This window comes from Larkinella punicea (assembly GCF_003334855.1).
Classification (GTDB): Bacteria; Bacteroidota; Bacteroidia; order Cytophagales; family Spirosomataceae; genus Larkinella; species Larkinella punicea.
Genome location: NZ_QOWE01000011.1, coordinates 170,374 through 193,445, shown reverse-complemented (window position 1 = coordinate 193,445; position 23,072 = coordinate 170,374). Strand labels below are relative to the sequence as shown.

Below are 23,072 nucleotides of genomic sequence, written 5' to 3'. Positions count from 1 at the left end.
TGCAAAAGATTATCCCGTTACCAGGCGTTTTTATTTTCACCAACCATGGCCTTCACCGTCAGCCAGCAAATCCAGAGATCGAATAGAATGGATTTTTTGCGGTTGTAGAAGCGGTCATATCTGACCCGGTGGCGCATTTTCATCACATGGTCGATTTCGCCCCGGTACCCATTGATCTGGGCCAGTCCAGTGATCCCCGGTTTCACGCGGTAGCGTTTCCGGTATTCAGGCATTGTATTCCAGAATTGTGCACTGTGCTGAATGGCGTGGGGCCGGGGGCCAACAATACTCATGTCGCCGATGAGCACATTGAGGAATTGCGGCATTTCGTCCAGATTGGTTTTTCGCAGGAACCGCCCGATCGGCGTGATCCGCTCATCGTTCCGCTTTGCCTGTTTGAAGGAAGCCGCCGGATTGTGCGTCATCGTTCTGAATTTCAAACAATTGAAAGAAGTACCACGATACCCGGTACGCTTTTGAATGAACAGGATGGGGCCGGGTGAGCCCAACTTGATCAACAGGCCTACCAATGGAATCATCCAGATCAGGATACACACGGTAACCAGAAAACTCAGGCAAATATCGAAGGCACGCTTTCCAAAATACCGGTATGTAAAATCACTGCGTCGGTTCCGTTCCTCCGCATAGACATAAAGGGTTTGGTATTGTGAGTTAAGGCTTAGCATATTGCTTTTAACTGTCTAATTCGGGTTCGTTACAGGTGAATGACGGTCAGGAAATCCGTCGAAGCTTGGTATCAGGCGATCAACAGAGCCTGTTGGTGATTTACTTGCTTAAAAAGGCCGTCAGATCAGGTTTTTCGGTGTTTTCCTTTTCCCCCCTGCTGATTGGGATCCGAACCCCCATAATATTCGCCATAGCCATAATTATAATAGTGCGAATCGCCTTCACCAATGGCATTCAGAACAATGCTCAAATTCTGGAATCGCTGTTCTTTGTAGAGAGCGTCCACCATTTTCAGGTGGTTTTTAGGCGTATGGTCGTGCCGGATCATAAACAGGGTAACGTCGGCGAACGGCGCAATCACCTGTGAGTCGGTTACGAGCCCAACGGGTGGTGAGTCCACCAGAATGTAGTCGAACCGTTGCCGCAATTCCCGAAAAAGCTGGCCCAGACGGGGCGAACTCAACAACTCCGCCGGGTTCGACAGGAGTGGCCCCGCCGTAATGATGAAGTAGTTGTTGTATCCCATGATGGGCTGGAGCAGTTCATCGATCGTCGCTTCTCCCAGCAGGTAATTGCTGATGCCGGCGAGGTTTTCCATGTGCAGGCTCTTGTGCAGTTGCGGTTTCCGCAGGTCCATCTCCAGAATAACCGTCGTCCGTTCCACCATGGCCAGACTGGCCCCCAGGTTGAGGGAAATGAACGATTTGCCCTCCCCACTGATGCAGGAAGTGAATAGCAGAACCTGGCTGCGCTGTTCTTCTCCCTTCAGAAAATGCAGATTTGTCCGTAAGGCCCGAATCTGCTCCCCAATCACGGAGCGCATTCTCGGTTTGAAAACCAGGTTGTCGCTGGACATTTTACTGCCCTTCACAATCTCGCCCAAAATGGGAACCTGCGTGAATTCTTCCACGTCGGAACGGCGCATCACCCGGTCATTGAGAGCCGATTTCAGTTCAATAAAACCAATGGGCAACACCAGGCCGATGCAACCGAAGATCAAAAAGATGGACGTTTTCACCGGAGCAATCGGCCCTTCGTCCGTGCGGGCTGCGTCCACAATCCGGCTGTCGGAAACCGTCGAAGCCGCCGACAAGGCGGTTTCTTCCCGTTTTTGAAGCAGGTAGGTATACAGCCCGTTTTTAATGACCTGCTGCCGGGTAATGTTAAGCAGCGTCCGCTCCTTCCCCGGAACGGTCCGGATCATGCCTTCCATCCGCCGGTTATTCGCCAGCAGGTGGTTGCGGCTGCTGGTCAACTGCTGCCGCATTGTCTGAATGTTTTCGTTGATGCTGCCTTTAATGGTTCTGATCTGGCTGTCGATCGACTGGAGCATGGGGCTGTTGCTGGCCATCATGCGCGACATTTCATCGCGTTTCAGTTCGAGTTCCGATACTTTCGTGAGCAAGCCGTTCAGGGTCGGGTCGTTCAGTCCGATGGTGGCGGGAGCAACACTCTTGTCACCAATCTGTTTGGCCACGTAGCGTTCAATGTCTGCCAAACCGCTCAACCGCATATTTACTTCATTCAACTGGGCATCATTTTCCTTGACAGTCATCAGGAAGGTCTGGGCCTGGATGCTCAGATCCGTAATGCCTTCGGTCGATTTGTAGGTTTCGACTTCCTGTTCCACTTTCGATAGCTCACCGGCAATCAGGCTCAGCCGTTCTTCAATGAAGTGGAGCATGTTATTGGCGTCTTTGTTTTTATCAAAAACCGCTTCCTTGCTGTAGGCATTGACCAGTTGGTTCAGGATCGCTTCCGCTTTGTCCGGCACGGTTTCCTCCATGCTAAGCTCCAGCACATTGGACTCCTTGGCTGCCGGTTCAACGCTCAGTTTATTCAGATAGCTGTTGACGGCTCTCGAGTGCGTCGCCACCGACACCAGCACGGGTGGTGTGCTGGCCGAAATAGGCTTGAGGGCAAATACGCGAAGCAACCCGTAAGGCGTTTTGATATTTTGGTTAAACGGGTAGGAGTAGCCATTTAACAGGAATGTTTTTTCATCCACGAATGTAAACGCCAACTCGCTGGAAAACAGGCTTGGATGCTCTTTTTCAACCAGCAACCGGATGGGCGACTCTCCGTAGATTTCCTTGTTGTACGTTTTGGTAGGGTGATAGTACTGAACGTCGAGTCCCAGACTTTTCACCACCCGGTCCATGAGGGTGTAGGACTTAAGAATCTCGATCTGGTCGTCGATGCTGACGTTCTTAGTAAAAAGCGAGAGTTCCTTCATCAGGTTCTCGGCGGCAACGCCCCCTTTCTTTTCGTCTTTGATCAGCAAACTGGCGTGTACCCGGAAAACCGGCGGCTGATACAGCAGGTACGCATAAGCGGCTCCAAGCATGAGCGCGATGGAAAGCATAAACCACGGCCAGAAGCGTAAATACCGCATGAGCGTAGCCCGTAGATTTGGCTGTGGTGCTATTTCATAGGCCTGATAAGGCGTGTATGAGTTATTTACCATAGTATTAACGCGTTACAACAATGGCTATGATCGAAAGCGCACTGAGGATAATGGGTACTAACTGATAATTCCGGTCTGCATTGGCAATTCGGGCCTTACCGGGTTCAACATACACGATATCGTTAGGATGCAGGTAATAGAATGGCGAACGAAACAAATCCCGCCGGGTCAAGTCAACGCGGTTAAACGTCCGTTGCCCATTTTCTTCGCGAATGACCAGAATGTTCGTACGCTGTCCGAAAATGGTAATATCACCCGCCAGCCCCAGGGCTTCGGGCAACGTAACGCGCTCATTGGGAATGGTGAAGAGGGAGGGCCGGGCCACTTCTCCCGTGACTGAAATCTGAAAGCTCTGGTTTCTGACATTCACCGTTGGTTCTTTCAGGTAATCGAGCAGTTTCTGCCGGATCTGTTTGGACGCCTGGCTGCTGGTGAGTCCCTGGACGGTCACTTTGCCGATCAAAGGCAATTCAATCTGCCCTTCTTCGCTAACCAGGTAACCGGTCACATAGGGCATGGGGGTTGTGGCGGAACTCTGCCCGGCCATGGCTGTGATGGAGGTATAGGGATTGAACAGAGCCGTGGCCTCCGGGCTAAAACTGCTCACCTGAACAGACAACACATCACCCACTTTGATGGTCGCAATATACCGTGGAGAAAGCGCAATGGTGTCTTTATCGTTCCCGCTTTTCTGATACAGCACCAATTTCTTGCTTGATATACAACTCGTCAGAAAAGCACACAGGCCCAACACCCAAATCGCCCCCCGAACACCCAGTTTACGTTGATTCATACCGTCACTTTAATAAAATAATGATACTGACTCTGCAAATAACCGGACTGCTACTGCCAGACTAACTCATCCACTTCGCTAACAAGTCATTGCCCTTGTCAAAAAGTTTTGCAAGTTAAGTAAAATTACTCAATTCAAAAAACGAAAACAATTTACACGGCCTGACGTTTCGGGGTACTGATCGGGTTGCATGATCCTTGCGGTAAACTCTCTGGATGCCATTACCGCTCCTGATGGAAGCAACTGTATTACAAAAATAATACTTATAAATTGAATAAAAATAGAATTTAATTTCGCTAATACGTTAAGTAATTCCGCAATCTCTTTTATCAGACACATGACTTACGAATTCCTTACGACTTTGATCGCAGAATCGACTACCATTCCGGAAACGGTAAAAAATCAGACATTACTCAAGTTTTTACGGGAATATAATTTCTACAAATTGTGCTAACCCTGCGTAGGTATGTAGTATTTATAACCATTTTATTTGCTTGTACAATAATAGACCATTACCTTGTATCGTATTGAGTAACCATCCTATTTAACAGACAAAGAAATTCAATGAATTTTATTCATTGAATTTCCCTTACTTTATTATATGGCGGTGATTTTTATGTGCGATAATTCAAACCGGGCGCGAGTAGCAGGTCTTCCGGCGCAAACGCATCCTCCCTGAAGCACGAAGCGGCCGGATCAAATGGAGCGTTTCCAGAATAGGAGAAGGAAGGGGTTTCGGGTCGGCATACCTTCCCGGTTTACGCTTCGCTGGTAAACTGAAAATATTTTTGATGAAGAAAGGAAACGAAAAGACGGCCACGGCCTGATCTGAAAATCGGGCGGTTGCTGCCAATCCAGATACCGGATTGCCTCAGTTGGCCTTCAGCACCCGTACGGTTTTGGCCTGGCTGGCCGTGCTGACCCGGAGCCACAGAAGCCCCGCCGGCTGACCGGCAATCAACACCGTCTGCCGCTCAACGGCACCGGCCCGTTCTACCCGATGCTGGGTGACCAGTCGGCCCTGCACATCCGATAATTGCCAGTGAACCGGCTGGTCTTCGGCGCCCCGAATCTCAATTTCCAGCGCATCCCCCATAATCGGATTTCCCAGCACAGTCAGGCTGAGATCCATTGTTTCTTCGGCTGATAAACGCGCATTCGCACACTGATAGGCTTTAGGCGACCCTTTCAAAAGGTATGTACTGCCCAGCACCCTGGCCCGAACCATCGCGCCGTTTTTTAAACCTGCCGGAGGTGAAAAGTTGTACGCATGAACCCCGTTTCCCTTCCCAGCCGTCTTTAAATCTGTCCGGTAAATGTTGGCCTCCGTGCGCCCTAAAATCGTAGTAACAGCCGGCGAACCGGTTTCAAGGTAGAACTCAACCGTCAAGGGTGTGTTCGGTTTGTTGCGATCCCAGACCCACCCCCGGATGCTTCCGCATTCCAGTTTATCCAGAAAACCCTCAAAATTCCCGGTTACGACGGGAGCGACGGCGGCAGGCTTAACGATCAAATCAAAACTGACCTGACTCGTTGCCCCTTGCTCATCGGTGGCCGAATATGTCAGCTTGTAGGTCCCTTCTTTGACCGGCGTACCGGTAATAATGTGATTGAACGCCGTTGCGCTCAGACTTCGGTTGCCGGTATTCGTACTCAATCCGCCCGGTAATTCGCTTAATCCATACGTCAGGGTTCCGCCTTCGGGATCGGTGAAAGCCACCAGCGTGCCCGAGAAAGGCACCCCCACCTGGGCCGTCAGCGGGGCAATCAATACGGTAGGAGAAGGCGGCTGCGGAGGTTTATTGGCCGCAGGCGTCGGGCTGGGTTTAACGCACAAAACCGTTGCCACCGCAGCGTGGCTAACCCGATCAAACCGGTCGTCCCGAATCGCGTTCGGTGAATTCTCCAGCTTCAGGTTGCAAACCAACGTGTTGTAGGAACCGCTGTTGACATACAGCGCATTGTTGCAATTGATAGCCGTGTTGTTCTCGAAAATGCTCCCCAGAATCGCCGGAACCTGCTCATCCTGATAAAACGCCACGGGATGATATTCCAGGTAATTGAGGTAGCCTTCCGGATATTCCGCATCCACCACCGCCGGGATGTTCGGAACCCCCGCCCGCAGCGTGTTGCCCCGCACCTCCAGCCCCACCACCGACGTACCGAAGGTTTTTTCCTGGGCGTGCTGCACGGGATGGACACCAATAAACACGCCATTGGCCCCATTCGTGTTCGAAACGGTGTTGCCCACAATCTGGGTGTTATACATCGGCATAAACTGCTGACGACCGTCCGACTGCTGCTGAATCGGCGTCAGGTCGATCGAACCGCTGTTGAGCAAGGTGTTGTTGACTATCGCTACCTGCGTTGTCGATGTGTGGTACAGCGTGATGCCGCGGTGATTACCCGACAAGCGGTTGCCCTGAATCAGCCAGTTGCGTGCCCCCCAGTTGAAAACCGCATACCGGCTCCCCGCGCCCGGAATAACGTCCCAGGCGCGGTCCAATTGCAGTGTCGAGCCGCTCCGGCTGGTGATCCGGCGCCATTGTCCCATCCCTTTTCCGCTCACAATGGCCACCACCGGTTGCCGCCGGAAACTACCCCAGGTTTTGCTCTGGTCCTGCAGGGTCGTGGCCGTGGCTCCACTCACCGTTCCGGCATCCTCATCAATGCGGTCGCCCCCTCCCCCCTCACTAATGATCGTTTCGCCGTCTCTGCCGTTCTGGGCCGGGCCGTTGACGACCTTGAATTCGTTCTTGAGCACCGCTACATTCTGCGCAAAATTCATGATCAGAACGTGGTGAATTGTATTGGTTGGATACCGGGCCGAGCCATCGCGGATGACTACATTGTTTTCAAAAACCCCGTCGCGGGTTTTGTCCAGATTGAGCCCATCGACAGCGTAAGTAAAGGTATTTCCCCGGAGTACAAAATGGCTGCATCCGTCCAGTTGCAGCGGCCCCCGGTAGCTAAAACGGCTGTCGACGCCCTGGCTCAGGTCGGTGTTGGCAATCACCAGCTTGTCGCTGTTGGCCAGCCACAGCCAGTCGCTGCGTTTAAGATCGAACCGAACCCGCTGTAGAAAAATCTCCGTGCCCTGACCCCGGCTGCTGTTCAGCCGTTCGCTACCCGTTTCGTCGATGTTTAGCAGTGACAAATCTGCCAGACCCGCCTGCCGGGTGATTTCCGGCCAGAGAACCCCCAGATGGGAAACGCCGGTTTCGTAGCCAAACTGGATGATGGTCTGCCCCTTCCCCGCCCCCTGAATCACCACCCGGTTGCGCATCCGCAGGTATTCGAAATGTTGATAGAGCAATTTGTAGGTTCCGGCGGGCAGGTAGACGATACCGCCCCCGTCGGCGGCTGCCCGGTCGATGGCCTGTTGCAGGGCGGGCTGATCGTTGGCGACCCCATTGCCCACCGCTTTCACAGACAGGCGCGTATCGGTTTTGACGTTGTAGATATTGCGGTAAAAATCCAGTTTGGCCGCCCAGCCAACCCCCAGTTGGAAATAATCCTGACCGGGCGTAACGGCGGTCAACTTGGATTCCATTCGGGTTTCACCGGCGGTGCCACCCAGGCCGTTGGTGACCAAAACCGTGTAGGCGACTCCGGCCTGCAGGCTGGCGGGCAGTTTCAGACTCAACTGATAAGCGTCGCTCTGCTCGGCGTTCACCACCGCTTCGTGAACGGTGTTGGAGCCATCCGCCAGCAGACGAACGCGGGGATTTGCCCCGGCCAGTTTCAGATTGCGGCCAAAGATGCGAACCGTGCCGTTGGCATAGACCTCCGGAGAGTCGAAATGATGCCCTAAAGCCTGGTTGACGAACACGCTGGGGCTGCGTTGGCCCTGGTCTTCCACCCAGATTTCGTAGAGATCCAGACCGGTTTGGGCGGGAATCTGAACGGTAAGCTGGTTGGCACTCTGCACCTGGATGGGCAAAGCCGTGGTTGTTGTGGCCGTTCCTTTGCGAAAGTAGGCTTTTGCCGACGCCCCGAAAGATCCCTGCAGGCCGACGGTTTCACCGGGTTGGGCCGAGGGGCTGGCATTGAAAAGGCGGGGTTGGGCAGTAGCGGTTTGTAAACTGCAAAGGCTAATAAAAAGGAAGAATATCAGGTAACGATGGGTCATATCTTTATTTTTTACAGATTACGCATCGTATCCAACCGCACATTCCTCCTTCACCAATGTGTAGTCACAAAACTAACATCGCCTTTATTGGCTCATTATTCTTCCGCTAAATCTGTGCCAATTCGACCCGGTTTACAGGAGTTTACAAAAAAGGAAGTGAACGGACGATTTACCCCAGCGGAACCGCTGGTTGAAAAGAGAGAATGGTAATCTGGAGAGAATTTTGACCAGGATACACATCTGGCCTTCGGCTGTAGAATAGACCGACTGGTTTTTAGCCAAACTGGTACGTTTCAAAAGCAATCAGACCGGGCTCGATAGGCTGGCTACCGGCAACAAAACTGCAATACCCGTTCCACTGCTCCAGTTCAGCCACATGCCAGCGGTTCTCTCCCAGCATGGCAACGGCTGATTCAATCGAAATGGTGGCAAGCGGCAGTCCGATTCCACGGCCATCGGCTTTGGCAATGGCTTCTTTGACAGTCCAGTGACGCCAGAATTCCAGAAGAGGCTCTTCCGATCCCATGATCCGCTGCCATTGTGCCGGCGACATCACGGATTCAAAATCAGAGAAGTCAATGGGTCGGATCAATTCGATGTCTATTCCGACGACAATATCCCGGCTGGCCACGCAAACAATCCGGTCGGCGGAATGGGCAATATTGAAGTGAAAACCGGAGTCGATAAACGGTTTTCCGTACCGGCCGATGGTAAGCCGCTCCAGCGTTTCAGCGGGAAAATCATACTGACGCAGAAGTTTCGCCAGCAACAACCGGCCAATCAGGGAACGCTGCCGGTCCTGCCAGTTCCGGTAGGCATTCAGTTTGGCGTGAAAGGCGGTTGGTACGGATTGCAGGTAATGCCGGTAAAGGGCGTCGGGCCAGCAATTGCCCAGCGGAGCCGAAGCAATGGAGACTTGCGGTTCTTCGTTCCAACTACGCATTGAACCTGTTTAATATTTTATGAAGCATTCACTCACGACGCCCCCCTGGTCGGGTTGAACCTGCAACACATAAGGCCCGACGGGAAGACGCCGAACGTCCAGATTTGCTTCGGAGGTTGCTGTTCGGGTATCCATAAACAAGGCTCCGGCCAGTGAATAGATTTTCAATTGCGCCCCGGCCGCCGACAATTGGACGTGCAGTTCGGTGGTTACCGGATTGGGATAAATCTTCACGACAAGTTGCGACTCCTCATCGCCGGTAATCAGACACAACGAAGTAGACACCGAAGCATGGCTGACCCGGTCCAGCCGGTCGTCCCGGATCGCATTGGGAGAGTTTTCCAGCTTCAGGTTGCAAACCAGCGTGTTGTAGGAACCGCTGTTGACATACAGTGCATTGTTGCAATTGATGGCCGTGTTGTTTTCGAAAATACTGCCCAGAACCGCCGGAATCCGCTCGTCCTGATAAAACGTCACCGGATTGTATTCCAAATAATTGAGGTAGCCTTCCGGGAAATCCGCATCCACCACCGCCGGGATGTTCGGAACGCCCGCCCGCAGCGTGTTGCCCCGTACCTCCAGACCCACCACCGACGTGCCAAAGGTCCGCTCCTGCCGGTGCTGCACGGCATGGACGCCAATAAAGACCCCGTTCGACCCATCCGTGTTCGAAACCGTATTCCCTACAATCTGGGTGTTATAGACCGGGATAAACTGCTGCCGACCGTTATACAATTGCTGAACCGGCGTCAGGTCGATCGAACCGCTGTTGAGCAGAGTGTTGTTGACAATCGCCACCTGCGTTGTGGCCGTGTGATACAGCGTGATGCCCCGGCGGTTCCCTTCCATGCGGTTATTGGACACCAACCAGTTTTCGGCTCCCCAGTTAAAAATCGCATAGTGACTTCCGGCCTCCGGAATAACGTCCCAGGCCCGGTCCAATTGCAGCGTAGAACCGCTCCGGCTGGTGATCCGGCGCCATTGTCCCATCCCTCTGCCGCTTACAATGGCCACCACCGGTTGCCGCCGGAAACTTCCCCAGTTTTTGCTCTGGTCCTGCAAAGTCGTGGCTGTAGCCCCGCTCACCGTTCCGGCTTCCTCATCGATGCGGTCAGCGCCCCCGCCTTCGCTCAGGATTGTTTCGCCATCGTTACCGTTCTGGGCCGGGCCGTTGACGACCTTGAATTCATTGTTGAGCAGGGCCACATTCCGGGCAAAACTCAGGATCAGCACGTGGTGAATGGTGTTGGCTGGATAGCGGGCCGAACCGTCACGGTTTACCACATTGTTCTCAAAAACCCCATCCTGCGTCTCGTTCAGGTTCAGGCCGTCAACGGCATAGTTGAACGTGTTGTCCCGGAGCACAAAATTGCGGCATCCATTCAATTGCAAAGGCCCCCGGTAGTCATACTGGCTATCGACGCCCTGGCTCAAATCGGTGTTGGCAATCACCAGCTTGTCGCTGTTGGCCAGCCACAACCAGTCGCTGCGGTTGAGATCGAACCGAACCCGCTGCAGAAAAATCTCCGTGCCCTGCCCCCGGCTGCTGCTCAGTTGCCCACTGCCCGTTTCGTCGATGTTCAACAGCGACAAATCCGCCAGACCCGCCTGGCGGGTAATTTCGGGCCAACTGACGCCCAGGTGGGAAACGCCCGGTTCGTAGCCAAACTGGATGATGGTCTGCCCCTTCCCCGCCCCCTGAATCACCACCCGGTTGCGCATCCGCAGGTATTCGAAGTTGGGTGTCAGGAGCTTATAGGTTCCGGCGGGCAGGTAGACAATACCACCCCCGTCGGCGGCCACGCGGTTGATGGCCTGTTGCAGGGCGGGCTGATCGTTGGCGACCCCATTCCCCACCGCTTTCAGAGGCAGGCGCGTATCGGTTTTGACGTTGTAGACGTTGCGGTAAAAATCCAGTTTGGCCGCCCAGCCAACCCCCAGTTGGAAATAATCCTGACCGGGGGCAATGCCCATCAGCCGGAGTTCCATCTGGGTTTCACCGGCGGTGCCACCCAGGCCGTTGGTAACCAAAACCGTGTAGGCGACTCCGGCCTGCAGGCTGGCGGGCAGTTTCAGACTCAGTTGGTAGGCGTCGCTCTGCTCGGCGTTCACCACCGCTTCGTGGACGGTATTGGAGCCATCCGCCAGCAGACGAACGCGGGGATTTGCCCCCGCCAGTTTCAGATTGCGGCCAAAGATGCGAACCGTACCGTCGGCGTAGACCTCCGGTGAATCGAAATGGTGCCCCAGCGCCTGGTTGACGAACACGCTGGGACTACGCTGTCCCTGGTCTTCCACCCAGATTTCGTAGAGATCCAGACCGGTTTGGGCGGGAATCTGAACGGTAAGCTGATTGGCACTCTGCACCTGGATGGGCAAAGCCGTGGGCGTCGTGGCGGTTCCTTTGTTGAAATAGGCCCGGGCCGACGCCCCGAAAGATCCCTGCAGGCCGACGGTTTCGCCGGGTTGGGCCGAGGGGCTGGCATTGAATATAACCGGTTGGGCTCTGGCGGTTGGTGAACCAAGAACGTCACCCAGCAGAACAGAAAGCCAAAAAAGAAATCGGTACATCGTTACGTAAAATTTTATACCTGCCATGCCTGCTAACCGGCCCAATGCGGAGATAAAAGTACTTCGAAATCATCAACAAACCACCAAAAAATCCCTGCTAAAACCGGGATTTCGACGCTATGTCCACCGTGCAACCGACTGGCCGAACGGATGAAAACCCAAAAAGCCCTCTGCGTATATGACCCGGAGTCCCCTTTATTTAACCGGCCCCGGTATGACAATTACTGTGCCAAATAAGCGCAAATCGCCTTCATTCCAGCGGAGTGATTTTACGGTATTGGATTCAGATGACAGGACCATAAATAATTTACCTTTTCAACAAATTTTTATGAATTGAACTATAAACCGCACAAAATGGCACTGAAATTGGATGAATGTGCATGAACTTATACTCTCACAAGTTTTTACTCATCTGAGCGATTCTCCGGAATCCACTAGGGTGGCTATACAAGTGAGTTATCAACTACCTGAAATGTCTTTCTGGTTTACTCAACGCCACCGCTTTCAAACTGAAGTTGCAGAGTCGCCGAACCGGGTTGTTCCATCAACCGGGTCGGATGAGACGGAGCTCCCTTTGGAGAGCCTCCTGAATCATTTCCAGGTTTGGGAACAGCAACGGCTTTCGTTATCGCAAATTATGGCAAAGGCACGCTGGTTTGTCCTGTGGCACCAGCCGTCCGGAGATTCAACACCGTATGGCTTTGCCGTATTGGCCGAGTGTCCGAATGCCATCTATGGCTACAGTTTGTGGGCGCGTCAGAGTGGTCGGATTCAACGGATTGCGACGGCGACTGACAAAATGATGCTGGATCATTTCTTACAGGCAGAACGGTGTGAATTAACCACAGAAGCGGTTCGGGTTCGTTTATTTCTGCAAAACGTCACCCACCAATTGACGACTTCTTCATGATGCAGCAGCAAGCGGGCTCTCTACTATTAAGAGGATATAAAGTACCCCTGTCGCTCTCCGATCTCATCTGGTTGGAGGGTAACAGCAATTACAGCCTGTTGCACCGCAGTAATGCCCCCAATCTGATGACGGCCCGAACACTGGTTCGCTGGCAAAAAATGCTTCCCGAATTCATCCGCATCAGCCGGGGCGCCCTCGTCAACCCCACCCACATTGCCCGCCTTCACCGGATTTCCACCTACCAGGTCGAACTCACCCTGACCAACGGCACGGTTTTGCTGGTAGCCCGCCGACGCATCGCCGAAGTCTTCAGAGCCGTCAAATCGGCCAATAACTAAGTCCCATCCCGAATTGCTTCGTTGTTCCGCGCCCGTCTGAAAACCGGCGGGGTTCTACTCATTGCTAACTGGCATACTTCAAATACAGGATATGGGGCAAAATCCGCAGTTTGCAGGCCACCCAGATCGGCAGACGCAGCAGCCGGATCAGCGGCAGATACGTCTTGAAATCCTTGTGTGACCGGGGAGCGCGGTGGTAAACCCTTTCCCATTCTTCGAGCGTCCACCCCAATTTTGCCACGGCGTAGATCACCACCGACCGGTCGTATTGATAAGCACTGGCTTCCAGCTCCGCAATGGCTTCTTCCCGTGTTTTCTGCCCGGACCGAACCAGTGCCGACAACTCCGTTTTGCGCTTATCGATATTGAATTTATTCGGCAACAGAAACGACTGAAAAAACTTGGTATACAGGTTCTTGTGGTGGTACCCGCCGTAATATACCCAGCCCAGGTCGTGGGCCAGAATTTCATCCACTTTTTTCTTGTTGTAATCGATGTATTCCAGCAGCCGCACTTCCCGAATGCGTTTTACGAAACTGTAATAGAGCAGGTAGGGCAACATCATGATCTTGAAACTCCGGATGACCCCGCTGCCAAACCGTCGGTGAACATTTTTGATATACCGCCCGTCCATGTAAGTCCAGCTAATGGGTGAGGTGCCTTCGGTCCGGAACGAGTGCCCGTGCAGAATGTAGCCAATGCCCTGTTTGGCGGCCGTTTCATACAATACGGAATGGATGGCGTAAACGGTCGGGATGTCGGCGTCGGGTACGGATGCTTTGAGAAAAGCCCGCTGCAAATCTTTGAACTCTTCCAGATCGGCCAATACCGTATGCAGATCCACCCGCAACAGGTCGGTTGCTTTCCGGATGTTCGAAACGGCAATTTCGGTGTTCCAGCCGTTGTCGAAATAAACCGCCAAAGGTCGAAGGCCCAGTTTGCGCGCCAGAAAAAGGGTATAGATGCTATCGCGACCGCCACTCACGCCCACAATGCAGTCGTAGGTTTTGTTCCGGCCGGCTTTTTTGATCCGTTTCACAATCCGCTGCAAATCCTCCTCCATGTTTTTCAACGGATGGAGCCGCTCCATTTCGTCGTGGATGTAGCAGTATTTGCAGACGCCCGCAGCATCGAACCAGATATCGGAAACGGTTGTATCCAGCACACACCGGCTACAGCGCCGGAAATTGTCAACTTTCGTGAATTTCAACGAATCGGCCGCTGCGCTCCGGTCCCGCGAGTGCCTGTGTCTGCGCTCCGACCGGGAAAACGCCAGGGGTTTTTCCGACGGTCCGTTTTTCCATTTCGCAAGAAAATCTTTTGGTACGGTAATCATGCCCGGCTTTTCAGATCGTCCATCCACCCGTCCATTGTATCAAAGCGGACGAGCTTCCGTTTCAGTGCAGCAAATATTTTCGCAACAGGTTGGGCTTGTCATTGCCCGACTTCCGGTAGTAGTAATACCGGTAATCGTACGAGTATTTATTTTTGACGGAATTCAGTACAACATTCAGTTTAGGAAACCGCTTCTCCTGATACAGCAAATCCACCAGTTTGAGATAACTCCGGTTGGTAATATTATGGCGTATGGCGTAAAGCGTCACGTCCACAAACGGCCCGATCAACTGGGCATCGGTCACCAGACCGATCGGCGGAGAATCGATAATGATGTTGTCAAACCGCGTACGGGCTTCTTCAATCAGCTCACGCAGGCGCGGGCCGCTGAGCAGTTCCGACGGATTGAGCGGAATGGGGCCGCAGGAAATAATGAACAGATTATCGAATCCGGGCACCTGCTGCAGCACTTCGTCCAGCGTGGCCTCGCCCGTCAGGTAGCTGCTGCTGCCGCGAAAATTGAGCATGTTCAGCGCCTTGTGCAATTTGGGCCGGCGCAAATCCATATCCATAATCAGCGTTGGACGACCCACCAGCGCCATGCTCACGGCCACGTTGAGCGACAGGAACGACTTGCCTTCTCCGCTCAGGCTGGACGTAAACAGCAACACCTGGCTATCGTTCGGGTTTTCGCGCAAAAACTGGAGATTCGTCCGCAGGGCCCGAATCTGTTCGGCTGCCACCGAGCGTTTCCGGCCATTTACCACCACCGGAAATTCGTGTCTGACGTAGGCAATCTCCCCAATCACGGGGGCCTTGGTGGCCTGATTGATTTCGGCTCGCCCGGAAACCCGCTCGTTGAAAAACCGTTTGATTCGGATCACGACGATGGGAATGAGCAGCCCGACGATTCCGAACAGCAACAGGATCAGCCACTTGATGGGTTTTACCGGTTCGAGACTCCCGCTGGCAGCATCGATCACCTGGCTGTTGGATGCGACGGAAGCAAACGAAAGGGCGGTTTCTTCCTGTTTCTGGAGCAGGTAGTTATACAGGTTGTTCTTGATGGCCTGCTGCCGGGTGATGTTCATCAGCGCCCGTTCTTTCCCCGGTATAACGCCAATCCGGGCTTCAAGCCGTTTGTTGGCCGCCAGCAACTGGCTGCGCGTATTGGTCAGGATGCCACGGAGCGTGGCCAGCGTTTCGCCGATGCTGGCCCGGGTGGCAAAAATCTGGTCGTCGAGCGAACGCAATACCGCACTTGGTTCCGGCGAATTCCGAAGCAGCACCGTCCGCTGCGTTTCGAGTTCCGTCAATTTACCAATCAAGGCGGTTAAGGTTGGATCGCTGAATTTCAGTGTTGTCGGCAGCACACCCCGGTTTTCGCCTTTGCTGCGAACGTATTTTTCCACATCGCCCAGCGTACTGAGTTGAATGGCAACCCGGTTGAGTTGCGCGTCGTTGCTCTGCAAACTGCTCAGCAGGGACTGGGCTCCCGAGCCGATGCCCGAAATACCATTCACCGCTTTATAGGTTTCGATCGACTTCTCCAGCGTGGCCAATTCCGCAGAAACGAGCTTCAGACGCGTCTGAATAAAGCTAAGGGTATTGGCTACAGCCCGGTTTTTTTCGGTGGTAGAAGCCGAGCTGTAATTGGCAATCATCTGATTGAGAATAGCCTCCCCTTTGGTCGCAACGGCATCCTCGATGGTCAGCACCAACACCGTCGACTCTTTGCCACTGGGCGCAACGGTGAGTTTACTCTGGTAATAGCGAATGGTCTGCGCCGGCGACATGACCTGCACCACCAGTGGTTCGTTGGTGTAGACCACGGGCTGCTTGATAAAGATTTGTAACCGCCCGAAAGGTGTGTTGATGATCTGGTTGGCCGGATAGACCCAATCGTTGAGCCGCACCGTAGTCGGGCTGATGATACCAATTTCCAGATCGGCCCGGTAGAGGTTGGGCGTTGGATCGGTCAGGACAATCCGGATTGGGGCTTCTTCATAAATTTCCCGTTTGCCGAAGGGCGTGCTGCGAAAATAGCGGATGTTCAACCCCAGTGAGTCGACCACCTTTTTCATCAACGAACTCGACTTCAGGATTTCAATTTCGTTTTCGATGACCTTTCCGGGGCTATAAGTCGTCAGGTCTTTCAGGATGCCGTCGCTTGAGACCCCGCTCTTCGGCGGCTCGTCTTTCACCAGCAAACTCGCCTGAACCCGGTAGATGGGCTCGGTAAACCAGATGTAAACGAAACCGGCCACGATGAGTGTGATCAGCGAAATCAAAAACCACTTCCAGTGTTTCAGATAGTCCTTCAATGTTCCCTGTCCGTCCGAGGAGTTAATCTCGCCCTGAGGATACATAGGATAACTATACATATTCGATGACTTCATGAGCAACCGGCTTAGAAACGAAAAAAGTAAAAATTAGATCCGTCATCCCAAAGGACGGTTTATAACGTGTTTAGTATGAAGTTCGTATTGAGGAGGTTGTATGCATTAAGACGCCATTCATACGGAGGAAGTCTTTGAAATTTCATAACTTCCTTCTTCTTCAGAATTTACCCGAAAAATGGTTTCCGCCATTTTTTTTACAATATTAACTCAAAAAAAGTTTTCCGGCTCATTATAAATACTTAAGTATTTACTCTTACCACCCGACGCGCCTTGAGAACCGATTTTTCCGTCATTAAACAGACAGATCTTTTAACGATAAAAAGACGTTTTCAGCCAAAATCAAGGCAATTTTACTCTATAGTAACCAAAATACACATTTCATTCACTACAAATCTACGTTAATCAAATTTTATCTTACAAAATACAAATTGCAAATTTATTATATGGTGGCAGAAATAATTTACCAATTTATTTTTGCTTGTCTATACATATGAAAATAAATGTCTTGTAACCAGCCGAGTCTATCTTTTATCCCATTTTCGAAAAAATGCACACTAAACAACATTATAACTGTCAGAAAAACAACTAATTAAGTCAAATTCAACAAGAAAATACCGGATATGGAACACCATCATACAACGCAGAATCCCCTCCGGATAACTGTCCGACAATTAAAACCCTACCGCAGCACATTCCGGGCTCTTTCTACCCCAAAACAGATGAGCAGAATTCTTCACGATCCGGTTTCTGTTTTCCCGGCCAAATCACAGCAGTTGGGTGTGCCTGCTGCTTGAAAACCTTTTGCCTTTTTCAGGGTCGATTTTCATGAAAATGTTGTCTAACTGCCGTAAAGCGGGTAATTTGGGGCAATTCTTCAACGATCAAACTACCTACGAATGGATCAATTGTTCTCCGCCCAAAACATTGTTAGTCTGCTGACGCTGACATTTCTGGAAATTGTATTAGGGATCGATAACATCATTTTTATTTCTATTGCCGCCAACAAACTCGCTCCGGCCGATCAGCCCAAAGCCCGCAACATCGGCCTGCTGCTGGCCATGATTTTCCGGGTCGCGCTCCTGTTCGGAATTTCGGTACTGATTTCGCTCAGCAAACCATTTATGCATTACGAAAGCCGTTGGTTAAGTGCTGCTTTTACGGGACAAAGCGTCATTCTGATCATTGGGGGACTTTTTCTATTGTATAAAGCCACTTCGGAGATTCATCATAAACTGGAGGGAAGTTCGAATGAGGAGGAAGAAACCGCAGGTTCCCCGGTTAAGGCCAGCATCTCCGGCGTAGTGGCGCAAATTGCTATCATCAACGTCGTTTTTTCAATCGACTCCATTCTGACGGCGGTGGGACTGACTCAGAATGTGACGGTTATGATTATTGCCGTCGTCCTTTCCGTGCTGATCATGATGTTTTTTGCGGGTCCTGTCGGCAAATTCGTCAATGAACACCCGAGTATTCAAATGCTGGGTCTGGCCTTCCTGATCATGATCGGATTCATGCTCATTGCCGAAGGAGCCCACCTGGCCGAGTTTGTTTTCTTTGATGCCGAAATCGGTGCCGTACCGAAAGGATACCTCTACTTTGCCATTGCGTTTTCGCTGCTGGTCGAATTCCTCAACATGCGCCTGCGCAAGAAACAAAAACCGGTTCAGCTACACGGCTACGAAGAACGCGCCAAACGGGAAGGCGTTATTTGAGAAATAGAAGTGAGAGGTGAGACAAGAGAAGTGAGACGGGTACTGCAAATACCGCTATCCGTCAGTCTCACCTCTCTTGTCTCACCTCTCACCTCTATTTCGCGTTATAACTTTCCAGCAACGTAATCAGGTTGTTTTCTTCGCTCAGGTTCAGGTCCTGCTCTTTGATCAGTTTTTCGACGCGGTCTTTCTGGTCGTTCAGCGCAGCCAGCACCGACTTTTTGTTTTTCTGAATGCGCTGCATCGCACCGTCCGGTTTGGCGATAAAATACAGATCCTGCTTCTGAAACTCCTTCGTTACCGTTGCCGAGTTGAACGGTTTATTTTCAACCACCGTCACTTTCGTGTGCTTCAGCAACTTCGTCGGGCCATCGACCAACACCTGGTAAAACGTAGCCGGGGTGTTGTTGTTTACGGCGGAAAAACCGTTCCGAAAGAGTAGCTCGTCGTTGTCCATAATCCGGAATTCCTTGATTGCTGCCGGACTCAACCGATACGTCTGGTTATTTTGCAGATACTCCAGTTCGCCCGCAAAAACGTCATAACGTACTTTCAGGTTCGGATACGACTTGTTGCCGGCCGTCGTTACCGCCCCTTCTTTCCAGGCTTCGTTCAGATACGGCGACCCCTGCACATCCACGTATTTACTGGCTCTGAGCACCTGCCCGTTCACATCGGTCAAAAAAACACCCTGCGCGCTGGCGAAAGTGGTCAGGCCGACGACAAACAGGCCCAAAATCAGCATTCTTTTCATGGGAAGAGTTCCGTTTAAATGGTTGGTTGAAAGCCGGCATGGCATTCCTTGCGACAAGATAACGAACCAACCCCAAAACCAGTACGCTTTTTTTGTACCTTTACCGCCATCAAAATCTGCCTATTTTTCTGCGCTTTGCAACTCATTGATCAACTGAATGATAGTATACGGAGCTTATCCGGTTTCTGGCCGGAACTGGCACTGGTCTTTGCCATTGCGATTCTCGTCGTAACCGATTTGGTGTTGCTCACCCGTTCAAAGCGCCCGTCATCGGGTCAGGATTCCGTTCAGGTGCAAGCTCTTTCCAAAAACCGTTCTGTTCTTTACGGTCTTGCGCTGCTGGCGGTGACCGTGGCCGGAGCGTTCGTAATCGGGCAGGAATCACAGCAAAAAGGCTTTCTTTTTAATTTCGTTCTCCTGCTCGACAACCAGGCGGTTTTTTATAAGCTGGTGGTGACGCTGGCGGCTTTTTTCGCCATTCTTCACGCCTGGACGGTTGCGAAAACGCCCAATCCCCTGCCCCTCGACTGGCTTCCCATTCTGCTGGCCCTGCTCCTCGGCCTGTATCTGATGACGATGTCGGTCAACCTGCTAACGATTTACCTCAGCATCGAACTCGTTTCCATCAGTTCATACCTGTTGACTGGGCTTTCGGCCAGCCGCAAAGCGTCGGAAGGCGGTTTGAAATACCTGCTTTTCGGAGCCGTCAGTTCGGCCATCATGCTGTATGGCATGTCGTTGCTCTACGGCTTGACCGGAACCCTGGCCTTGTCTGAATCGGTTGAACAACTGACTCAAAACGATTCGTTCGTCATTTACGTAGCCGGTTTTCTGATGCTGGGCGGTATTCTGTTCAAACTGTCGCTTGTGCCTTTCCACGTCTGGACGCCCGATGTCTACGAAGCTGCTCCAACGCCCGTTGTGGCTTTCTTTTCGGTGGCACCCAAGGCGGCTGCGTTGCTGGTATTGATGCGCGTCCTGACAGCCTTACCAGCTAATTTCCAGACACCGATGGCGGCTATCGCGCTGGCCAGCATTACCCTCGGCAACCTCTCGGCCCTCTGGCAAACCGATGCCAAACGGCTGTTGGCGTATTCGTCCATTGCCCACGCCGGTTTTCTGCTGGTGGGCGTCGTGGCTTTCAACGAAACGGGTTTCGAAGCCGCCACCTTTTACGTCGCCACGTATGTGTTCATCAACATGGCGGCTTTTCTGCTGATCGACTTACTGGCTCAGTCCCACCACGGGAGCCTAACTATTCAGGATTTCAGTGGGTTAGGCACCAGTCAGCCGCTCCTCAGCGCGGCCCTCACGGCCGTTATGATTGCCCTGACGGGTTTGCCGCCAACGGTAGGATTCACCGCCAAATTCCTGGCCTTTTCGGCACTCCTGGAAGCCTATCAGACGAACGCGAATCCGTGGGTGCTGGCCTTGTTTGCCATTGGTTTGCTGAACGCCGTCGTTTCTCTCTTTTATTACCTCCGCATTCCGTTTTTACTATACTTCCGTCCTGCTTCCACGGCCAATTTGTCAGACATTTATATCAGTCGACCGCAACTGATTTTAGCCACGGTTCTCACGGTTCCCGTGCTGGCGCTGTTTTTCAAACCCGACTGGATTTTGCGCTGGATCGGCGGTTTGTAACGAAAAAAGCTTGTTCCCGTTTCTACCTTTTATCCCACATGCAATCCTAAACAGCTTCTGCTAATACATCGTTAGCTGATGTCTCTTTTTTCTTAAAATGTTTAGTAGCTTGATCTTCCCCGCCACCCGCGGCATAATGATCACAGCGGCTTCGACGGTTAGCCTGCTCTCCTGCTGCCTGTACAATAGTTGCGTCTAAACCGTCATTTTTCTTCAAAGTTCCTATTGGTCAGCGATTTGAACAATATCTCCGAAACTGTTGTATTATTACTGATCATACTATATTTGCATTACTGCATAGAACAGGGTGCCAGGTCATGAACGAACTTACCAAATACGAAAGCATTCAGGAGTTGAAAGCTCATGCAAAGCCAGCCGATACGACCTCAGCCCGGTCAAAGGAGCGTCATGATAGGTTTGAGCGTTTTATTAATTCCCTGAAAGACAGCCCCGCCAAAGATGTGACGCTCTCACAGAACAATGTGCCGGCAAACGAGGGTAATGCGTATGGCTTATGACGACCCTAATCATAATGTATTCGAGATATTCAAGCGAAACGCTGTAGAATATATGGTTGTCGGTGGTTTTGCCGTGTCTTACTACGGAGACTACCGGAAATCGAAAACAGCCAGCGGACATGAACTGGATAAGCCGGACCTGGATTTCTGGTACAACCCAAGCTACGAAAACTATTACCGGCTGCTGAACGCCCTGCAAGAACTGGGCCGTGACGTGACCAGATACCGGGATGACCCTGCCCCTTCCCCCAAGAAATCCGTTTTCAAGTACGAATTTGACGATTATACTCTTGATGTCTTGCCGATCATCAAGGCATCCCTAAAGTTCTGGGAAGCCTATACAAGGAGAAAAGTTATTGAGCAGAATGGCATCGAAATTCCATTTATCAGCCTTGACGATCTGATTCAGGATAAGCAAGCTATGGGAAGACAAAAGGATCTTGCTGACATTGAGAATTTAAAAAGAAATAATCCTCCCCAAGTTTCATAGTTCATCTCGTTCTGCGAGTACATGATAAAATAGAATTTCTAACAGGTTCGATATGAAAATCTCTTCCCTCAAACACGGTTTACTGGTCGGTTTTCTGCTGTTTTATCAGTGGTCCATGGCCCAGATTCCGGTCGACACCCTGCTGCCCGTTCGTGGTTTTTGCATTGGTTCTCCCCAATCCAGCCGCGTGGATGAATTTGTACAGTTTATCGAAAAAGAACTGGCTCCCCGACAGGTGAACACGCTGATTCTGCGGGTCGATTTTAACTACGAATTCAAAAGCCATCCCGAATTGCGCGATAGCGTGGCGTTGTCGCGACGGGAAGTGAAACGGATGGTGAACGCCTGTCAGAAACACCACATCCGGCTCATTCCGCAAATCAATCTGCTGGGTCATCAGTCGTGGGCGGCCAAAACCACCAATCTGCTGCGGGTTTATCCCCAATTCGACGAAACGCCCCACGTCAAAATGCCGGAGAAATACCAGTGGCCAAACGCCGACGGTCTGTATTGCAAGAGTTACTGCCCACTGCACCCGGACGTTCACAAAGTGGTTTTTGAACTGGTGGATGAGATTTGTGACGTTTTTGAAGCCGATGCTTTTCATGCGGGCATGGATGAGGTGTTTTACATCGGCGACGACAAGTGTCCGCGTTGTTCGGGGCGCGATAAAGCCGAACTGTTTGCCGGGGAGGTGAAAACCATACGGGATCATCTGGCACAAAACGGACGCACGTTGTGGATTTGGGGCGACCGGCTGCTGGACGGAAAAACCACCGGCCTGGGCATGTGGGAAGCCAGCATGAACAGCACCCACCGCGCCATCGACCTGATTCCGAAAGATGTGCTGATCTGCGATTGGCACTACGAGCGCCCGGACCAGACGCCGGTTTATTTTGCCATGAAAGGCCTGAAGGTGATGACCTGTCCGTGGCGAATGCCGAAAAATGCGGTTTTGCAAGTACAGGATATGGTCAAATTCCGGGCAACGGCCACGAAAGCAATGAAAGACCGGTTTCACGGCATGATCCAAACCGTCTGGTCGGATGCCGGTTCGTTTCTGGATGAATATTACGGTAGAAAAAAGACGGATGAGTCCGGCAATACGGCCTCCAACTGCTTCCGGGCCTTGTACGAAGAGATCGGAAAAATCGCTTCCAACTAACCATTGACAAAGCAATCCAGCCGGTATGAAGCAATTTCGTGGGGAAAGTTTCAGGCATACAAATTGTCAATTGGATACCCGGTACGACCAATAGGCTACTTTTTTAACACGCTTATTTTAGAACTTTCGACCAACCCATGAACCTCGCAAGAAAAAAGTCTTGTTAACGGTAGAGAATCCGCTTTGTCCTTTTCGTAACTTTGCCTTAACT

17 protein-coding genes are annotated in these 23,072 nt (G+C 51.9%); 7 read left to right on the top strand and 10 right to left on the bottom strand.

Features of this window, described 5'->3' with window-relative positions:
- Window positions 1–17: 17 nt before the first annotated feature.
- The 6 genes from DUE52_RS15240 to DUE52_RS15215 form a co-directional block, all read right to left on the bottom strand.
- Window positions 18–686: a sugar transferase gene (locus tag DUE52_RS15240; RefSeq protein ID WP_114406884.1), complete on the bottom strand. Its 669-nt coding sequence runs from the start codon at window positions 684–686 to the stop codon at window positions 18–20.
- A 125-nt stretch (window positions 687–811) separates the two neighbouring features.
- Window positions 812–3,154: a GumC family protein gene (locus DUE52_RS15235; protein ID WP_114406883.1), complete on the bottom strand. Its 2,343-nt coding sequence runs from the start codon at window positions 3,152–3,154 to the stop codon at window positions 812–814.
- Window positions 3,155–3,158: 4 nt separating this feature from the next.
- Entirely contained in the window at window positions 3,159–3,947 is a 789-nt protein-coding gene (locus DUE52_RS15230) for a polysaccharide biosynthesis/export family protein (protein WP_114406882.1), read from the bottom strand.
- An 871-nt stretch (window positions 3,948–4,818) separates the two neighbouring features.
- Window positions 4,819–8,079, bottom strand: coding sequence for a putative Ig domain-containing protein (locus DUE52_RS15225; protein WP_222930283.1), 3,261 nt, complete (start codon window positions 8,077–8,079; stop codon window positions 4,819–4,821).
- 274 nt (window positions 8,080–8,353) lie between these two features.
- Window positions 8,354–9,022 (bottom strand): 4'-phosphopantetheinyl transferase family protein, encoded by a 669-nt coding sequence (locus DUE52_RS15220; RefSeq protein WP_114406881.1) that lies wholly within the window; start codon window positions 9,020–9,022, stop codon window positions 8,354–8,356.
- Window positions 9,023–9,031: 9 nt separating this feature from the next.
- A complete protein-coding gene (locus DUE52_RS15215; RefSeq protein ID WP_165840946.1) occupies window positions 9,032–11,593 on the bottom strand; it encodes a T9SS type A sorting domain-containing protein in 2,562 nt (853 codons plus the stop codon).
- A 637-nt stretch (window positions 11,594–12,230) separates the two neighbouring features.
- Between DUE52_RS15215 and DUE52_RS32100 the strand changes: the two genes are divergently transcribed.
- Window positions 12,231–12,503: a hypothetical protein gene (locus DUE52_RS32100; RefSeq protein ID WP_133299846.1), complete on the top strand. Its 273-nt coding sequence runs from the start codon at window positions 12,231–12,233 to the stop codon at window positions 12,501–12,503.
- The gene (locus DUE52_RS15205) at window positions 12,500–12,841 is read left to right on the top strand and encodes a LytTR family DNA-binding domain-containing protein (RefSeq protein WP_114406878.1); all 342 of its coding nucleotides are present in this window, start codon (window positions 12,500–12,502) and stop codon (window positions 12,839–12,841) included. Before DUE52_RS32100 ends, DUE52_RS15205 begins: the two co-directional genes overlap by 4 nt.
- A 64-nt stretch (window positions 12,842–12,905) precedes the next feature.
- Here the strand turns inward: DUE52_RS15205 and DUE52_RS15200 are convergent, their stop codons facing one another.
- Complete coding sequence (locus DUE52_RS15200) at window positions 12,906–14,177, bottom strand: N-acetyl sugar amidotransferase (RefSeq protein ID WP_114406877.1); 1,272 nt, start codon at window positions 14,175–14,177, stop codon at window positions 12,906–12,908.
- A gap of 61 nt (window positions 14,178–14,238) precedes the next feature.
- A complete protein-coding gene (locus tag DUE52_RS15195) occupies window positions 14,239–16,575 on the bottom strand; it encodes a GumC family protein (RefSeq protein ID WP_114406876.1) in 2,337 nt (778 codons plus the stop codon).
- A gap of 899 nt (window positions 16,576–17,474) precedes the next feature.
- Between DUE52_RS15195 and DUE52_RS15190 the strand changes: the two genes are divergently transcribed.
- Window positions 17,475–18,290: a TerC family protein gene (locus DUE52_RS15190; protein WP_114406875.1), complete on the top strand. Its 816-nt coding sequence runs from the start codon at window positions 17,475–17,477 to the stop codon at window positions 18,288–18,290.
- A gap of 94 nt (window positions 18,291–18,384) precedes the next feature.
- Here the strand turns inward: DUE52_RS15190 and DUE52_RS15185 are convergent, their stop codons facing one another.
- Window positions 18,385–19,044: a hypothetical protein gene (locus tag DUE52_RS15185; RefSeq protein WP_133299845.1), complete on the bottom strand. Its 660-nt coding sequence runs from the start codon at window positions 19,042–19,044 to the stop codon at window positions 18,385–18,387.
- A gap of 135 nt (window positions 19,045–19,179) precedes the next feature.
- Here DUE52_RS15185 and DUE52_RS15180 point away from each other — a divergent pair, with 135 nt between their 5' ends.
- Entirely contained in the window at window positions 19,180–20,688 is a 1,509-nt protein-coding gene (locus tag DUE52_RS15180) for an NADH-quinone oxidoreductase subunit N (protein ID WP_114406873.1), read from the top strand.
- Between the two features lie 46 nt (window positions 20,689–20,734).
- Here the strand turns inward: DUE52_RS15180 and DUE52_RS32430 are convergent, their stop codons facing one another.
- Complete coding sequence (locus tag DUE52_RS32430; RefSeq protein WP_165840945.1) at window positions 20,735–20,905, bottom strand: hypothetical protein; 171 nt, start codon at window positions 20,903–20,905, stop codon at window positions 20,735–20,737.
- A 100-nt stretch (window positions 20,906–21,005) separates the two neighbouring features.
- On the opposite strand from DUE52_RS32430, the gene DUE52_RS15175 reads away from it, so the two are divergent.
- Genes DUE52_RS15175 through DUE52_RS15165 form a run of 3 tightly spaced genes read left to right on the top strand, consistent with a single transcriptional unit; the run spans window position 21,006 to window position 22,861 of the window.
- Window positions 21,006–21,206, top strand: a complete 201-nt coding sequence (locus DUE52_RS15175; RefSeq protein WP_114406872.1) for a hypothetical protein — start codon at window positions 21,006–21,008, stop codon at window positions 21,204–21,206.
- Window positions 21,196–21,696, top strand: a complete 501-nt coding sequence (locus DUE52_RS15170) for a hypothetical protein (RefSeq protein WP_114406871.1) — start codon at window positions 21,196–21,198, stop codon at window positions 21,694–21,696. Before DUE52_RS15175 ends, DUE52_RS15170 begins: the two co-directional genes overlap by 11 nt.
- A gap of 52 nt (window positions 21,697–21,748) precedes the next feature.
- The gene (locus DUE52_RS15165; protein ID WP_114406870.1) at window positions 21,749–22,861 is read left to right on the top strand and encodes a family 20 glycosylhydrolase; all 1,113 of its coding nucleotides are present in this window, start codon (window positions 21,749–21,751) and stop codon (window positions 22,859–22,861) included.
- The last annotated feature ends 211 nt before the right edge of the window (window positions 22,862–23,072 follow it).

Coding starts and splice junctions, on each gene's coding strand:
- DUE52_RS15215 (WP_165840946.1), bottom strand. CDS start 11,593: ATGTACCGATTTCTTTTTTGGCTTTCTGTTCTGCTGGGTGACGTTCTT.
- DUE52_RS15235 (WP_114406883.1), bottom strand. CDS start 3,154: ATGGTAAATAACTCATACACGCCTTATCAGGCCTATGAAATAGCACCA.
- DUE52_RS15190 (WP_114406875.1), top strand. CDS start 17,475: ATGGATCAATTGTTCTCCGCCCAAAACATTGTTAGTCTGCTGACGCTG.
- DUE52_RS15220 (WP_114406881.1), bottom strand. CDS start 9,022: ATGCGTAGTTGGAACGAAGAACCGCAAGTCTCCATTGCTTCGGCTCCG.
- DUE52_RS15240 (WP_114406884.1), bottom strand. CDS start 686: ATGCTAAGCCTTAACTCACAATACCAAACCCTTTATGTCTATGCGGAG.
- DUE52_RS15185 (WP_133299845.1), bottom strand. CDS start 19,044: ATGAAAAGAATGCTGATTTTGGGCCTGTTTGTCGTCGGCCTGACCACT.
- DUE52_RS15200 (WP_114406877.1), bottom strand. CDS start 14,177: ATGATTACCGTACCAAAAGATTTTCTTGCGAAATGGAAAAACGGACCG.
- DUE52_RS15175 (WP_114406872.1), top strand. CDS start 21,006: ATGAACGAACTTACCAAATACGAAAGCATTCAGGAGTTGAAAGCTCAT.
- DUE52_RS15165 (WP_114406870.1), top strand. CDS start 21,749: ATGAAAATCTCTTCCCTCAAACACGGTTTACTGGTCGGTTTTCTGCTG.
- DUE52_RS15170 (WP_114406871.1), top strand. CDS start 21,196: ATGGCTTATGACGACCCTAATCATAATGTATTCGAGATATTCAAGCGA.
- DUE52_RS15205 (WP_114406878.1), top strand. CDS start 12,500: ATGATGCAGCAGCAAGCGGGCTCTCTACTATTAAGAGGATATAAAGTA.
- DUE52_RS15230 (WP_114406882.1), bottom strand. CDS start 3,947: ATGAATCAACGTAAACTGGGTGTTCGGGGGGCGATTTGGGTGTTGGGC.
- DUE52_RS32100 (WP_133299846.1), top strand. CDS start 12,231: ATGGCAAAGGCACGCTGGTTTGTCCTGTGGCACCAGCCGTCCGGAGAT.
- DUE52_RS15225 (WP_222930283.1), bottom strand. CDS start 8,079: ATGACCCATCGTTACCTGATATTCTTCCTTTTTATTAGCCTTTGCAGT.
- DUE52_RS15195 (WP_114406876.1), bottom strand. CDS start 16,575: ATGAAGTCATCGAATATGTATAGTTATCCTATGTATCCTCAGGGCGAG.